Origin of the sequence: Methylosinus sp. PW1 (genome assembly GCF_000745215.1) — a bacterium.
GTDB lineage: Bacteria > Pseudomonadota > Alphaproteobacteria > Rhizobiales > Beijerinckiaceae > Methylosinus.
In genome coordinates this window covers 643,137-657,945 of record NZ_JQNK01000008.1, presented here as the reverse complement: position 1 = coordinate 657,945, position 14,809 = coordinate 643,137, and the positions used below count along the sequence as shown (strand labels likewise).

Annotated in this window: 15 protein-coding genes; 4 read left to right on the top strand and 11 right to left on the bottom strand. The window is 66.9% G+C overall.

All coding sequences use genetic code 11. From position 1 onward, the window contains the following. Positions 1-41: 41 nt before the first annotated feature. From K369_RS08800 to K369_RS08790, 3 genes are all read right to left on the bottom strand, one after another. Complete coding sequence (locus tag K369_RS08800; protein ID WP_036289950.1) at positions 42-959, bottom strand: neutral zinc metallopeptidase; 918 nt, start codon at positions 957-959, stop codon at positions 42-44. Beyond that, on the bottom strand, positions 956-1,831 hold the full coding sequence (locus tag K369_RS08795; protein WP_051079654.1) for a TIGR00282 family metallophosphoesterase: 876 nt from the start codon (positions 1,829-1,831) through the stop codon (positions 956-958). The genes K369_RS08800 and K369_RS08795 overlap by 4 nt, the downstream gene beginning before the upstream one ends. A 124-nt stretch (positions 1,832-1,955) precedes the next feature. Then, positions 1,956-2,717 (bottom strand): SDR family oxidoreductase, encoded by a 762-nt coding sequence (locus K369_RS08790; protein WP_051949160.1) that lies wholly within the window; start codon positions 2,715-2,717, stop codon positions 1,956-1,958. Positions 2,718-2,796: 79 nt separating this feature from the next. Between K369_RS08790 and K369_RS08785 the strand changes: the two genes are divergently transcribed. Next, on the top strand, positions 2,797-3,231 hold the full coding sequence (locus tag K369_RS08785; protein ID WP_036289947.1) for a MarR family winged helix-turn-helix transcriptional regulator: 435 nt from the start codon (positions 2,797-2,799) through the stop codon (positions 3,229-3,231). A gap of 31 nt (positions 3,232-3,262) precedes the next feature. Here K369_RS08785 and K369_RS08780 read toward each other — a convergent pair whose 3' ends face one another. Together K369_RS08780 and K369_RS08775 are read right to left on the bottom strand one after the other, a co-directional pair. Next, positions 3,263-3,694 (bottom strand): helix-turn-helix transcriptional regulator, encoded by a 432-nt coding sequence (locus tag K369_RS08780; RefSeq protein WP_051949159.1) that lies wholly within the window; start codon positions 3,692-3,694, stop codon positions 3,263-3,265. Positions 3,695-3,696: 2 nt separating this feature from the next. Continuing rightward, the gene (locus tag K369_RS08775; RefSeq protein ID WP_036290455.1) at positions 3,697-3,924 is read right to left on the bottom strand and encodes a DUF4160 domain-containing protein; all 228 of its coding nucleotides are present in this window, start codon (positions 3,922-3,924) and stop codon (positions 3,697-3,699) included. Between the two features lie 168 nt (positions 3,925-4,092). Between K369_RS08775 and K369_RS08770 the strand changes: the two genes are divergently transcribed. From K369_RS08770 to K369_RS08760, 3 genes are read left to right on the top strand one after another with little or no spacing between them, the layout of a single operon-like run. Next, positions 4,093-5,292: an aminodeoxychorismate synthase component I gene (locus K369_RS08770; protein ID WP_036289944.1), complete on the top strand. Its 1,200-nt coding sequence runs from the start codon at positions 4,093-4,095 to the stop codon at positions 5,290-5,292. Further along, a complete protein-coding gene (locus K369_RS08765) occupies positions 5,244-5,954 on the top strand; it encodes an aminotransferase class IV family protein (protein ID WP_036289941.1) in 711 nt (236 codons plus the stop codon). Before K369_RS08770 ends, K369_RS08765 begins: the two co-directional genes overlap by 49 nt. Then, the gene (locus K369_RS08760; RefSeq protein WP_036289939.1) at positions 5,951-6,427 is read left to right on the top strand and encodes a GNAT family N-acetyltransferase; all 477 of its coding nucleotides are present in this window, start codon (positions 5,951-5,953) and stop codon (positions 6,425-6,427) included. Before K369_RS08765 ends, K369_RS08760 begins: the two co-directional genes overlap by 4 nt. A gap of 232 nt (positions 6,428-6,659) precedes the next feature. On the opposite strand, the gene aspS is transcribed toward K369_RS08760, so the two are convergent. The 6 genes from aspS to K369_RS08730 all read right to left on the bottom strand — a co-directional run bounded on the left by aspS (position 6,660) and on the right by K369_RS08730 (position 14,741). Continuing rightward, positions 6,660-8,438 (bottom strand): aspartate--tRNA ligase, encoded by a 1,779-nt coding sequence (aspS, locus tag K369_RS08755; RefSeq protein WP_036289936.1) that lies wholly within the window; start codon positions 8,436-8,438, stop codon positions 6,660-6,662. Positions 8,439-8,573: 135 nt separating this feature from the next. Further along, positions 8,574-9,494 carry a UDP-3-O-acyl-N-acetylglucosamine deacetylase gene (gene lpxC, locus K369_RS08750; RefSeq protein WP_036289934.1) on the bottom strand — a complete coding sequence of 307 codons (921 nt, stop codon included), beginning with the start codon at positions 9,492-9,494 and terminating at the stop codon, positions 8,574-8,576. A gap of 205 nt (positions 9,495-9,699) precedes the next feature. Continuing rightward, a complete protein-coding gene (ftsZ, locus tag K369_RS08745) occupies positions 9,700-11,412 on the bottom strand; it encodes a cell division protein FtsZ (RefSeq protein ID WP_036290452.1) in 1,713 nt (570 codons plus the stop codon). Between the two features lie 97 nt (positions 11,413-11,509). Beyond that, on the bottom strand, positions 11,510-12,823 hold the full coding sequence (gene ftsA / locus K369_RS08740) for a cell division protein FtsA (RefSeq protein WP_036289932.1): 1,314 nt from the start codon (positions 12,821-12,823) through the stop codon (positions 11,510-11,512). Further along, entirely contained in the window at positions 12,820-13,809 is a 990-nt protein-coding gene (locus K369_RS08735; protein ID WP_084570584.1) for a cell division protein FtsQ/DivIB, read from the bottom strand. The genes ftsA and K369_RS08735 overlap by 4 nt, the downstream gene beginning before the upstream one ends. After that, entirely contained in the window at positions 13,806-14,741 is a 936-nt protein-coding gene (locus K369_RS08730) for a D-alanine--D-alanine ligase (protein WP_036289928.1), read from the bottom strand. The genes K369_RS08735 and K369_RS08730 overlap by 4 nt, the downstream gene beginning before the upstream one ends. Between the last annotated feature and the right edge of the window lie 68 nt (positions 14,742-14,809).

Below are 14,809 nucleotides of genomic sequence, written 5' to 3'. Positions count from 1 at the left end.
ATGATCGCGGAGACATGGCTACAAATTTATGAGACGGGACACTAGCGCTGCGCCGTGAATGTATTGCAGGCGTCGATCTTGCCGGTCTGCAGACCGCGCTGGAACCATTCGACGCGCTGCGCCGAGGAGCCATGGGTGAAGCTGTCCGGCACCGCATAGCCCTGCGCGGAACGCTGGAGACGATCGTCGCCGATCGCCTGCGCGGTGTTGATCGCCTTTTCGATGTCGCCCTTCTCGAGAATCTTCCAATTCTGATCGGCGTGCGCGGCCCAGACGCCGGAGAGGCAATCGGCCATCAGCTCGACGCGGACCGAGAGATTATTGGACTCGGAGCGGCTCGACGCCATCTGCTGCGCGCGCTGCACCTTGGGCAGAATGCCGAGCAGATTCTCGATGTGATGGCCCATCTCATGGGAGATCACATAGGCATAAGCGAAATCGCCGCCGCCGCCGAAGCGCCGATCCATGTCGCGGAAAAACGAGGTGTCGAGATAGATTTTCTGATCGACCGGGCAATAGAATGGCCCCATGGCCGATTGCGCGCGTCCGCAGGCCGAGCCGGTGACGCCGTTGAACAGAACGAGCCGCGCCGGGGTGAAGCGAATGCCCTTTTGCTCGGGCAAAATCTGCGACCACACGCGCTCATTGCCGGCGAGCACGGCGGAGATGAACTGACCCTGGCGATCGGCCGGCGCGCCCGTCGGCGCCTGACGCGTCGGGCGATCGAGCCGCTGCTGCGCCACCTGTCCGCCGCCGCGCATATTGCTGAGCACTTCCGCGCCGCCGATCAGCAGCGCCGGATTTATGCCGAACGCATAGGCGAGGACGCCGAGAATGACGATCGTGCCGAGACCGAGCCCGCCGCCGCCGCCGAAGCTCGGCCCCGCGCCGGCGTCGGCGTAATCCTGGCTGCGTCGATCCTCGATGTTGTCGGACTGGCCGAGCTGATCCCATCTCATCGCCTTGGCGCTCCGATCGCTTCGACGAGCCGCCCTGCCCGGGCCTCGTCCTCCTCCTGCCAGAAGTCCGGCTTGGCCTGCGCCAGCCGGCCGCCGATCCGCACCGGCGCGATGCGCCGCGCGAGGCCATCGGCCGAAAGCTCCACCGCAACGCCGCAGAGCGTCGCCTCGCCCTGGGCGGGCTCGAAACGGGCGCCCGGCGTTTTGCGGGTGAAGCGGCGCAGCGGCTCCTCCTTCTCCATGCCGATGACCGAATCATAGTCTCCGGTCATGCCAGCGTCGGTCATATAGGCCGTGCCATGGGGCAGGATCTGCCCGTCCGCCGTCGGCACATGGGTGTGCGTGCCCACCACCAGAGAGGCGCGTCCGTCGACGAAATGGCCCATGGCCATTTTCTCGCTGGACGTTTCGGCATGTATGTCGACGATGAGAGCGTCGCAAGCCATGCCCAGCGGACAGGCGCCCACTTCCCGCTCAATGGCGGCGAAAGGATCGTCCAGCGCATCCATGAATACGCGGCCCTGGACGTTCACGACTAGCACCTGGCGGCCGTTCTCCGCCGTGTAGAGATTGGCGCCGCGGCCGGGCGTTCCGGGCGGATAATTCACGGGGCGCAGCAGCCGCGGCTGGCGCTCGATGAAAACCAGCGCCTCGCGCTGATCGAAGGCGTGATTGCCGGTGGTGATGCAATCGGCGCCGGCGGCGAGCATCTCGTCGCAAATGGCCTCGGTTATGCCGAAGCCGCCGGCGGCGTTCTCGCCATTGACGACGATAAAATCGAGCGCCCAGCGACGGCGCAGCTCCGGCAGCCGCTCCTGTATCGCCTTGCGCCCGGCCCGCCCCACCACATCGCCGATGAAGAGCAGGCGCATTCCGCGCTCGCTCGGCGAATGATCGGCAGAATGGGGCATGAGGACGCTCGCGGGACGGGAGGGAAAGCTCCGATGTTCCATATAGCGCAACGGGGCAGGGAGCAATTTTCCGCTGGGGTCGACGCTACCAGTCCAGTCGCCCGGCAGGCCCCCAGAAGCCGCCGCTCGGCGGCGCCGGGTCAAGCGTCGCGAGACGCACGGCGACCGCGGCGCCCTCCGCCGGCGTCACCCCGCCCGCGCGATAACCATTGAGCGCGGTCGCGACCTGCCCCGGCGAGGTCGCATAGACTTTGACCGAGGTCTCTCTCAAATGCTTCGCATATTCCAGCGTGATCGAGTTCAGCGCCGCTTTCGAGCTGTTGTAGGCGAGCCAATTGAGCTTCACCAGAGGCGGCTCCATGCGCGCCGTCATGCTGTGCGAGCCGAGCAAGGCGGATTGATTTATGATGCGACCGTCGTCCGATTTCATGAGCAACGGCAGAAACGCGTTCGTCACCATGGCCGCGCCGAAGACGTTCGTCTCATAGGTCTCGCGAAAATCCTGCAATGTCGTTTCCGTCGGACGCTTGTGCTGGTCCCTGGCGATCCCCGCATTGTTGATCAGCACGTCCAGCCGACCAATCTCGCCGGCGAGCCGGATCGCGGCCTGCGAGACGCCGGCGGAATCGGTGACGTCCAGCGCGAGCGCGACAACATCCCCTCCCCCCGCGCGAAGTTCCGTCGCGACGGCGGCGCCGCGCTCGACGTCACGCGCGCAGATGACGACCTTCAACCCTTTTTCCGCCAGCTGACGCGCGATTTCGAGCCCCATGCCGGCAGTGGCTCCGGTTATAAGAGCGACGCGGGCGGTATCGCCCGTGGAATCGGCGGACTCGACGATGGACATGAGCGCTCTCCTGAAAATTAAAGGCCCTTATGCAAGGACCCTTATATAGCGATCGAGACGGTTATACAAGGAGCCTTATATGATCGATGACCGATTGAGAGCGGCGGCGCTCGGGCTGAAGCGCGCGCAAACCGCAAAGAGCGCCGCCTTCGATCGATCTCTGGCGAGCGTGGGCCTGACGATGGCGCTCTGGGTCGTCCTCGAGCGCATTCGCGCCCATCCGGGGCAATCGACCCATGCGCTCGCCGAGGCGTGCCTGATGACGGATCAATCCGTCGGCGAGCTCGTGAGCAAATTGGCGACGCGCGGCCTCGTGGAGCGCATCAGCGGGCCCGGTCGCGCGATCCGCCACCATCTGACGGATTCGGGAAGAGAGCTGCTGGAACGCGCTGCTCCCTTGCTGACCGACGCCTTGCAAAGCGCCTTTTCCGAGCTGAGCGCGGCCGAGATCGAGCAGCTGATCCAGCTGCTCGAAAAAATCGCGCCGTCGAGAAGCTCAGACGCCTCTCCATGAATGGCAAGACCGTCCAGCTCGTCGCGCCGCCTCATGCCGCGTTGGCCTTCGCGTCGAAGCCGGCGCAAGCGAGACGGACGGTTTTGGGCAGCAGATGCTCCCCTGCCTCGTAATAGCGCCACATGCGCGGGCTGACGCCCAAGGCCGACGCCGCTTCGGCTTGCGTCATTCCATGCGCCTCGCGCCAGCGCCGAAGCCGCGCGCTCCCCTGTTCCAGCGCCAGACGCCAGAGCGTATCGGAGCCGATTTCCATCTCGTCGCTCCAATGGGCGCACCAGCCCCATTCGCCGACGGACACCGCGCGGAATGCGGCGTCATCCTGGCGCAGGGGAGCGAGGAGAGCGTAACGCGCGATATGCGCGCCGACATCCACCGGGCTCTCGGCGCCGCCCTTCCAAGTCACCAGCAACTCGCGGCCGTCGCCCGCGCGTATCGCGCGGATATTGGGGCCATGGTCATCCATGCTCAATCCCTCCGAATGATGCGATTCCATTCGGCCCGCAGCAGTTCTCGGTTCGCAGCCGCCCATTCGAGCGCCTCAGCGGCTCTGCGAATGTCGCCCGCCCGAACCTCCAAAGTCTCGATCTCGATCAAGGCTCGAAAGCCTCGCCCTTCGATATGGAAATGCGGCGGAAGATGATCGTCCGCATAGATCGCTATCTTGCAATTGGCGAAACGGCGGATCGTCGGCATCGAGCCTCCCGCCTCCAATTTATAGGCAACTATTGCCTATTCGCCAAGAGCCCCGGCTCCTGAATCGGGCGCTCGCCGCCGAGCGCGAAACGCGCCCAAACTCGCGGCTTCATCCGCAGGCCCGGCTGATATAAGATGGGCTTTCCGAACCGGAGCGCCGCGTCCCTCATGTTCCATATCGCCGAGCTTCGCGGGCGCGAGCCTTTCGACCCCAATAAGGCGCCCGATGGCCCCTTCGTCGTCTTCGAGGACGGACGAAACGGCGCCGCTTTGCTCTTCGACGAGCCGGAGGAGATCATCCGCGCCGATACGGCGGCGGAGGTTCCGGCGGCTTTCGCGCGCATGGAGGCGGCGACTCGGCGCGGGCTCTTTCTCGCGGGCTACGCCGGCTATGAGCTGGGCTATGCGCTGGAGGCGAAATTCGCGAGCGGCCCCCTGCCCCAGGCGCGCACGCCGCTGCTGCTCTTCGGCGCCTTTCGCGCGCCGCGCCAATATGAGTGGCGCAACGCCGCCTCGCTGGCGACCGAGACTGCGCCGGTCGAGGTCGCGCTGACCCCCGCCTGGAGCCTCGCCGAATATACCGAGCGCTTCGACGCCTGCCGCGAGTTCATCTATGCGGGCGACGTCTATCAGATCAATCTGACCTTCCCCATGCATGGGCGCTATGAGGGCGAGGCGACGGCGCTCTATCGCGCGCTGCGCAAGCGCCAGCCGGTCGCCTATGGCGGCGTGGTGGCGCTCGGCGCGGAGAGAATCGTCTCGCTCTCGCCGGAGGTTTTCTTCGACGCCTGCGAAGGTGTTATCCGTGCGCGGCCGATGAAGGGAACCGCGCGCCGCGGCTTTCTGCCGACCGAGGATATGGCGCGCGCCGCGCTGCTGACGCAGGACGAGAAGTCCCGCGCCGAAAATTTGATGATCGTCGATCTGCTGCGCAACGATCTCTCGCGCCTCTCCGAGGTCGGCTCGGTGCGCGTGACCGATCTCTTCACCGTCGAGACCTATCCGACGCTGCATCAGATGACCTCCGGCATAGAGGCGAAGCTGCGCGAGGGCGTGACGCTCGCCGATCTCTTCGCGGGGCTGTTTCCCTGCGGCTCCGTGACCGGCGCGCCGAAGATTCGCGCCATGGAGATCATTCGCGATCTCGAATGCGCGCCCCGCGGCGTCTATTGCGGCTCGCTCGGCCTCATCGCGCCCGACGGGGCGATCCGTTTCAATGTGGCGATCCGCACGCTCACAGTTTTCCCCGATGGGGAGCTCGTCTGCAACGTCGGCTCTGCGGTCGTGGCCGATTCGCGGGCGCGCGAGGAATATGAGGAATGTCTGATCAAGGCGAAATTCCTGACCGGAGCGAAGACTTCGGCCTGATCGAAACGCTGCTGTGGACGCAGGACGGCGGCTTTCTCTATCTCGACGAGCATATCGCGCGGCTGTCCGCCTCGGCGCGCGCGCTCGGCTTTCTCCATAGCGACGAGGCCTTTCTCGCGGCGCTGAACGACGAGGTCGCCGATCCGCTCGATGATCGTCTGCGCGTGCGCTATGCGCTCGGCCGCGACGGCCGTTTCGAGGCCAGCTCGCTGCCGATCGACGCGATCACGCCGGACACGATCTGGCGCGTCGCCATCGCCGAGGCGCGCTTCGAATCCGATGATCCGATGCTGCGCCACAAGACGACGCGGCGCGAGCTCTATGAGCGCGAGCTGGCCGAAGCGGCGATGCGCTGCCGCGCCGATGAAGTGCTGTTCCGCAATGAGCGCGACGAGATTTGCGAGGGCGCGCGCACCAATGTGTTTCTCGCGCGAGACGGCGCGCTGCTGACGCCGCCGCTCTCCAGCGGACTGCTGCCGGGAACATTGCGCGCGCATCTTCTCGCCAGCGGCAAGGCGCGCGAGGCCGTGCTGCGGCTCGAGGATTTTTCCGGCGACGCCGAATTTTATTTCGGCAATTCCGTGCGCGGGCTAGTGCGCGCGGCGTTGATCGTCGAGGAAAAGATCGTCGCGGACGAGACCGCCGAGGACGAGGAGCCGTGATCCACATCCGCCCCGCCGCGCGCGCGGATAGCGCGCTGGTCGCCGCCTTCGTGCGCGAGCTCGCAGATTATGAGAAGCTCTCGCATGAGGTCGAAGCGTCGGAGGAGACGCTCGCCGAGGCGCTGTTCGGCGGCGCTCCGCGCGTCTTTTGCGATATCGCCGAATGGGACGGCGCGCCGGCTGGATTCGCGCTGTGGTTCTATACTTTCTCGTCCTTTCGCGGCCGGCACGGTATCTGGCTCGAGGATATTTTCGTGCGCCCGCAATTTCGCGGCGCCGGCATAGGCAAGGCGCTTCTCGCCCATCTCGCGCGGCGCTGCGTCGCGGAGGGACTCGGCCGCTTCGAATGGTCGGTGCTGGATTGGAACGCGCCCTCGATCACCTTTTATGAAGCGCAGGGCGCAAAGCTCATGCATGAATGGAAAATCTGCCGCACGACCGGCGCCGCTCTGGAAGCGCTCGCGGAAAAATAAAGCCGCATCCCTTCCTTCTCCCACTCGTGGGAGAAGGTGGCCCCGCGCAGCGGGGTCGGATGAGGGTCCGTCGGAATTGGGCGAGATCGAAATTCCATGCGCGGATTTTCGTTGCATTCCGGCGCATGGCGATAAATTTCATGAGAGCCGCAAACCGCGGCGGCCCTCATCCGACCCGACTACGTCGGGCCACCTTCTCCCACAAGTGGGAGAAGGATAGCAGCGGCGAGACTCAGCCCTTCTCGGGCAGGTTCAAGCGGATGTGCAATTCGCGCAGCTGCTTGGCCGTCGCCTCGGAGGGCGCGCCCATCAGCAGATCTTCGGCGCGCTGATTCATCGGGAACAGCACCACCTCGCGCAAATTCTCCTCGCCCGCGAGCAGCATCACGATGCGATCGACGCCCGGCGCAATGCCGCCGTGCGGCGGGGCGCCATATTGGAAGGCGCGATACATGCCGCCGAATTTCTCGATCAGCACATCCTCGCCATAGCCGGCGATCTCGAAGGCCTTCTTCATAATGTCCGGGCGATGGTTTCTGATCGCGCCCGAGGACAATTCGATGCCGTTGCAGACGATGTCGTATTGATAGGCGAGAAGATCGAGCGGATCCTTGCTCTCCAACGCCTCCAGGCCGCCCTGCGGCATGGAGAAGGGATTGTGCGAGAAGTCGATCTTCTTGTCGTCTTCGTTGTATTCATACATCGGGAAGTCGACGATCCAGCAGAATTCGAAGACGTCGGTCTTCGACAGGCCGAGCTCGGTTCCGACGCGCAGACGCGCGGCGCCGGCGAGCTTGGCGGCCTTCAGCTCCTCGCCGGCCGAGAAGAACAGCGCATCGCCGGCCTTCACGCCGCCCTTGGCGGCGAGCGCGGCCAGCGCCTCCGGCGGGATGAACTTCGCGATCGGGCCTTTGCCGATCAGCGCGCCATTCTCCTCGTCGAAGATGATGTAGCCGAGGCCCGGCGCGCCCTCAGACCGCGCCCAATCATTGAGCTTGTCGAAGAAGCTGCGCGGCTGCGACGCGGCGCCCGGCGCCGGAATGGCGCGCACCACCTTGCCCTTGAAGGCCTTGAAGCTCACATCGTCGCGCGCGAATTCCGCGCTCACATCGGCGATGATGAGCGGATTGCGCAGGTCCGGCTTGTCGGAGCCATATTTCAGCATGGCGTCGCGGAAGGCGATCTTGGGGAAGACCGGTGTGACCGGCTTAGCCCCGCCGAATTCCTCGAACACGCCGCGCAGCACGGGCTCGACCGAAGCGAACACGTCTTCCTGCGTCACGAAGCTCATTTCTATATCGAGCTGGTAAAACTCGCCGGGGCTGCGGTCGGCGCGGGCGTCCTCGTCGCGGAAACAGGGCGCGATCTGGAAATAGCGATCGAAGCCCGCCACCATCAGCAGTTGCTTGAACTGCTGCGGCGCCTGCGGCAGCGCGTAGAATTTGCCCGGATGAATGCGCGAAGGCACCAGAAAGTCGCGCGCGCCCTCCGGCGAGGAGGCGGTGAGGATCGGCGTCTGAAACTCGAAGAAGCCCTGGGATTTCATCCGCTGGCGCAGCGAATCGATCACCTGGCCGCGCAGCATGATGTTGGCGTGCAGCTTCTCGCGGCGAAGGTCCAGGAAGCGGTATTTGAGCCGCGTCTCCTCGGGATAGGGAAGGTCGCCGAAGACCGGCAGCGGCAGCTCGGCGGCGGGGCCGAGCACCTCGATCTCGGTGACATAGACCTCGACGAGGCCGGTCGGCATGTCGGGGTTTTCTGTGCCGGCGGGGCGCTTGCGCACCTCGCCGTCGAGGCGCGCGACCCATTCGGAGCGCAGCTTCTCCGCGGCTTTGAAGGCGGGCGAATCCGGGTCGACCACGCATTGGGTGAGGCCGTAATGATCGCGCAGATCGATGAACAGAACCCCGCCGTGGTCGCGAATGCGGTGGCACCAGCCGGAGAGACGGATTTTCTCGCCGGCGTGGGCCTCGCGCGGCTCTCCACAATTATGCGAACGATAGCGATGCATTTTGCGTGTCTTTTGTCTCGTAGGGAGGGACGTTTCTAGCCGCGGAGAAGCGCAGGGGGAAGGGCCGGTGTCAAGCCGGAGCGTCGCGCTGCGGGCGCGACCGCCACGCCATGGCGGACGAACGGAAGCGCAGCCTCAGCCGGACGCGCCGATACGGGCGGCGGGGCGCGAGCGCGGCCGACGCTCGCCGCCGACGATGGCGAAAGCGGAAGGCGCCGCCAGCAGCGTCTCGACCAGAGCGAGATTGAGGCGATGGCCGCCGCGGTAGGAGCGGAAAGCGCCGACGATCGGCGCGCTGGCGAGGGCGAGATCGCCGAGCACATCCAGCATCTTGTGGCGGACGAACTCGTCGGCGAAGCGCAGCCCCTGCGGATTGAGCGCGCGGCCCTCCGAGAGGACGATGGTGTTGTCCAGCGAGGCGCCGAGCGCCCTGCCCTCTCGCCACAGACGCTCTGCGTCCGACAGAAAGCCGAAGGTGCGGGCGCGGGCGATCTCGGCGCGAAAGCTCGCCGGCGTCAGCCGCATCCGCCGCCGCATGCGGCCGATGGGCGCGGCGGCGTAGGAAATCTCGACATCCATGGAGAAGCCGCCCGCGGGCGCGGGAGCCAGCTCCGCCCAAGCGGCGCCGTCGGCGACGCGCACGGGCGCGCGAATCACAATGGCGCGGCGCGGCGCGTCGAGCGCCACGATTCCGGCCTCGTCGATGGCCGCGACGAAGGCCGCCGCCGAGCCGTCCATCGCCGGAACCTCCGGCCCGTCGACCTCGATGGCGACATTGTCGACCCGAAGGCCGCGCAGCGCCGCCATCAAATGCTCGATCGTCGAGATGGACGCGGCGCCGGCGCCGAGACGCACGCAAAGATCGGTGGAGGAGACATTGCGCGCCTCGGCGCGCAGCGCATCCACGCCGCCGAGCCGCGAGAACACAATTCCCGAGCCTGCTTCGGCGGGCGTCAGAAGGAGCCGCGAGGCGAGGCCGCTATGCGCGCCGACGCCGTCCAGCGCCACTGCGGCGCCGAGCGTCGTCTGCGTCCTCGTCGGTCGATGCGACGTCATCGATTTCGTCTCACTCCGGGACAGCGGTCGAGTCCGCCGCGCGCGCGATGATGCGCGATTGTGGCGAAGCGGCGCCGGCGCAGAATAATCCGCGCCGCAGCGGGGCTCCAGTCACGGTTTTTTACAAAATGTTACAGCCGACACGAATGAGAAAAGGCCCGCCGGAGCGGGCCTTTCACAGTTTTCGCGAGCCGGCGACGAGAGATCAGTTGTTGATCTGGCGGCGCAGGAAGGCCGGGATCTCGAGCTGCTCCTCCTCGATCGAGCGGGCCTGCGCGACGCGGCGGCCATGCGGATCGAGGCCGGCGTGTCCGGCCGGCTGCTGCGGCGCCTGGGGAACCGGGCGCTTGGCGTATTCCGCATGTCCCTGGGAGGGCGCGGGAGCCTGCGGGCGCATCTGCGGACGCGGCGCGGCGGCGGCCGCCGGCCCCTGCAGCGCATCCTCCTGACGGCTCGCGCCGAAGGAGGCGAGACGCTCCAGCAGCGTGCGGCGGCGGGCCGCCTCCGGCGCCTGGGCGGCGGCGTCGCCGCGCGCCTGGCGATACTGCTCCTGCACCGGACGCGGGAAGTCCTCGATCTGCGGCATGCGCATGCGCGGCAGCTCGGCGGCCGGCGGGATGTAGGGCTCATGCGCCTCCATCATCGGCGCCGGCTGCGGCGCGGGTTCCGGCGCATAGACCGGACGCGTCGCCACCTGCTCGAGATAGACATCGCGCGAGGGCGCCTGCGCCTGCTGCGGCTCGCCATAATAGGGCGAGGGCTGCTGGCGCTCGACCGGGGCCGGCGCGGGCTCGGGCGCATAGGCCGGAGCCGCATAGGCCTGCTGCGGAGCCGGCTCGGCGACCGTCTGGACGAAAGACACCCGGCCCTGCGCCGCCACCTGGGCGCGCAGACGCTCGGCGGCCTCCAGCACGCGGGCTTCCGCGGCGGCGGCGTCCTCGGCGGCGGTGGAGGGCAGATCGATGCCCGTCGCCACCACCGACACGCGCACGACGCCCTCGAGCGAAGAATCGAAGGTCGCGCCGAGGATGATGTTGGCGTCCTCGTCCACTTCCTGGCGGATGCGGCTCGCCGCCTCGTCCACCTCGTATAGGGTGAGGTCGTTGCCGCCGGTGATCGAGATCAAGAGGCCGCGGGCGCCCTTCATCGACACTTCGTCGAGCAGCGGATTGGCGATGGCCGCCTCCGCCGCCAGGCTGGCGCGGCGCTCGCCGGTGGCCTCGCCCGTGCCCATCATCGCCTTGCCCATGCCGCGCATGATCGAGCGCACATCGGCGAAGTCGAGATTGATGAGGCCTTCCTTGACCATGAGATCAGTGACCGAGGCGACGCCCGAATAGAGCACCTGATCGGCCATGGCGAAAGCGTCGGCGAAGGTCGTCTTCTCCGTGGCGATGCGGAAAAGATTCTGATTCGGGATGATGATCAGAGTGTCGACCGACTTCTGCAATTCGGCGATGCCGCCCTCGGCGATGCGCAGACGACGCGCGCCCTCGAAATGGAAAGGCTTGGTCACGACGCCGACGGTCAGAATGCCCATCTCGCGCGCGGTGGCGGCGATGACCGGCGCCGCGCCCGTGCCCGTGCCGCCGCCCATTCCGGCGGTGACGAAGACCATATGCGCGCCATTGAGGTGCTCGCGGATCTCGTCCTTGGCCTCTTCCGCGGCGGCGCGGCCGACTTCCGGCTGCGCGCCGGCGCCGAGGCCTTCCGTCACCTGCAGGCCCATCTGAATGATGTGCTCGGCGCGCGCCGAGGCGAGCGCCTGCGCGTCGGTGTTGGCGATCAGAAAGTCCACCCCGGAGAGGCCCGACATGATCATATTGTTGACAGCGTTGCCCCCGCCGCCGCCGACGCCGCACACCAAAATGCGGGGCTTCAATTCCCGGAGCTCGGGCGCCTTGAGATTGATCGTCATCGCCAGACCTTTCGACTGATTTTCATGCGACTGCGCGTCGGTTGCCATCCCCGGAGCGTTTCGCCGACGCGCGCCTCGCTCTCCATGCTCGAAATGCTCAGAAACTGTCTCTCAACCACTGTCCGACCCGAGAGATGTACCCATTGGTCCCGGTCCCGCGCGTCTCCGCCTCGCGACGCGGCTCGAAATATTCGCGCCCCGCGAATTGCGGATAGACGAGCAGGCCGACGGCCGCGGCGAAAGCCGGGCTCCTGGCCGATTCGGGCAGGCCGTCTATGCCGGCCGGCCGGCCGACGCGCACCTGTCCGCCCAGAATGCGGCGGGCCGCCTCCGGCAGGCCCGTGAGCATGCAGGCGCCGCCGGTGAGCACCACGCGCCGCCCCGCATGCGCCGAGAAGCCGGACGCCGCCAGACGGTCGCGCAGGAACTCCAAAGTCTCCTCGACGCGCGGACGAATGATGCGCACGAGATGCGATTTCGGCGCATGCGCCGGATGCTCGCCGCTCTCGCCCACATGATCGAAGGCGATCGTCTCGCGATCGTCGGAGGGAGAGGAGATCGCCGCGCCATAGAGCGTCTTCAGACGCTCGGCGTCGCTCAGACGACAGTCGAGGCCGCGGGCGATATCCATGGTGATGTGATTGCCGCCGAGCGTCACCGCATCGACATGCGCCAGCGCGCCGCCAGCGAAGACGGCGAGCGAGGTGACGCCCGCGCCCATGTCGATGACGATGGCGCCGAGCTCGGCCTCATCGGCCTCCAGCACGGCGAGGCCGGCGACATAAGGCGCCGCGGCGGCCGCCTCAATGCCGAGATGACAGCGCTCCACCGCGACCAGAAGATTGCGCATCGCCGCCTGATCGCAGCTCGCGACATGGAGATCGACGCCGAGCTCGCCGCCGACCATGCCGGCCGGCTCGCGAATGCCTGGCGTGCCGTCCAGCGAGAAGCCGGTGGGCAGCGAATGCACGACCACGCGGCCGCGCTCCATCACATGGGCGGCGGAAGCCTCGAGCACGCGATGCACGTCGGAGGGCGCGACGGCGCCGGAGACGACGCGCGTCTTGGCGGCGAAATGCTGCGAAGCGAGGCGGCCGCCGGAAGCGGTGACGACGATGGCGTCGATCTGCGAGCGCGCCATGCGCTCGGCCGCGTCGACCGTGCGACGCAGCGCGCTCTCCACCTCCTCCATATCGACGATCTGGCCGGCCTTCACGCCGCGCGAGCGCTGATGGCCGATGCCGAGCACGCGCGCACGATGCGTGCGCCCGCGCGGCGAGCCGTCGCCGACCGGCGTCAGCCGCGCGATGATGCAGGCGATCTTCGACGTGCCGACGTCGAGCACCGCCATGGTCGCGCTGCGACGAGCGCCGAGCTGCTTCATTCGCGGCGGGAAGAGATGTGGCTTCATGTCTGGCCGCCCTTGTGTGAACCACGCGAACTCGCGGCCGCACGCGTAGCGGCCGCCTCCTCGGAGAGGCGCGCCGCCACGCGTCCCGGCGCGCGCAAATCAATCGAGATCACATCCTTATCGAGGATCCTGGCCTCACGCTGGAGTCGTTGCAGAATGGCGAGCGCCGCCTCTGGATCCTGCTCGGGGAGCTTGACCTCGACGCCATTGGTCATGTCGAGCGACCAGCGCCGCCCGGAGACGAGAATGCCGGCGCGCACGCGCGATTTGAGATCGCCGGCGGCCTCCAGCAGCCGCATATATTCGTCGAGCCGCTTCTCCGCGCCCTCGCCGACGACGAAGGGCAGGCCCAGAAATCGCTCGTCGCGCATCTCGTCGATGACGACGCCATCGGCGGCGACGACAGAGAGCTTGCCGTCGCGCTGCCAGAGCGCGAAGGGCCGACGCCCCTCGAGCGCAATAATGAGCCGATCGGGATAGAGCTTCAGCACGCGCGCGCTCTCCACCAGCGGCAGCGCGGTCAGCCGCTCGCGAATCGTCTCGGCGTCGAGAAAGAGCAGCGAATGCGTGGGCTTCACGCCCGAAGCGGCGAGCACGTCGCCCTCGGAGAGCTCGCCGAGCCCGCTGATGGTGACGACCTCGATGGAAAAGCCGAGCGCGCGCGCCACGATATCACGCGGCGCGCCATTGCGGGCGACGAATTCCGCATAGCCGCCATTATGCGCGACGCCGACAAAGCCGACGCCGCCGAACAGCAGAGCGAGCGCCGCCGTGCCGATTCCCGGCAGAGCGGCGAGCCGCGACAGACGCCCGCGCTCCGTGCGCGGAGCCGCCGCCGGGCGGGAGCGCCGCTCGGCCGGCTGGGAAGCGACGGGATTTACGTAAGGAGCGGAATAGGCGCCGGGCTGAAGAGCGCCGGCTTGATACGAAGCTTGGACGGGATGCGGATGCGCGACATCGAAGAGAGCCTCGACAGGCTCTCTCAACGATCGCAGGACGCGTCTTCCACCATCCATCTTACGAGCTCGCCAAACGAATATCCGGCATATGCCGCCATTTCGGGAACCAGCGAGGTCTCGGTCATGCCCGGCTGCGTGTTGACCTCCAGCACGACGAGCTCGCCCGTACCTCCGGGTCGATCGTCGTATCGAAAGTCCGCACGGCTGACGCCACGACAGCCGAGAGCCCGATGGGCCTCGAGCGCCAACTGTTGGACCTCTTGGTAAATATTTTGTTTAAGATTCGCCGGAAGCACGTGTTTCGACCCGCCTTTCGCGTATTTCGCGTCGAAACCGTAGAAGTCCTCCGACACGGGGAGTATCTCGATGACGTCGAGAGCGCGGTCGCCCATCACCGCGCAAGTGAGCTCGCGGCCGTCGACGAAATTCTCCGCCAGCATGAAATCGCCGTGGCGCCAGTCGGCGGCGGCCAGCTCCTGCGGCGGATGCGAGCGCCCCTCCTTGACGATGAAGACGCCGAAGGACGACCCCTCGCTCACCGGCTTCAGCACGTAAGGGGGCTCGAGGGCGTGGGCCTTGGCCGCCTCGAGACGATGCACGACCCGGCCCCGCGGCACAGGCACTCCGGCCGCCGCCATCACGCTCTTGGCCACATCCTTCTTCATCGCCAGAGACGAGGCGAGCACGCCGGAATGCGTGTAGGGGATGCGCAGAATCTCCAGCACGCCCTGAATGGCGCCATCCTCGCCGAAGCGTCCATGCAGCGCGTTGAAGGCCACATCCGGCGCGAGCTTGGCCAGAACCTCGGCGACGTTGCGGCCGACATCGACGCGGGTGACGCGAAAGCCGACGCTCTCCAGCGCATTGGCGCTGGCCTCGCCCGAGCGCAGCGAGACCTCTCGCTCCGAGGAGAATCCGCCCATGAGCACGGCGACGTGAACGGCGACGGGAGCAGTCATGACGCACCTTCGAGTTGTGCGAGGGCTTCGACCCTCGGTTGGATTTGCGAATGGGCCGGCGGGGCGCG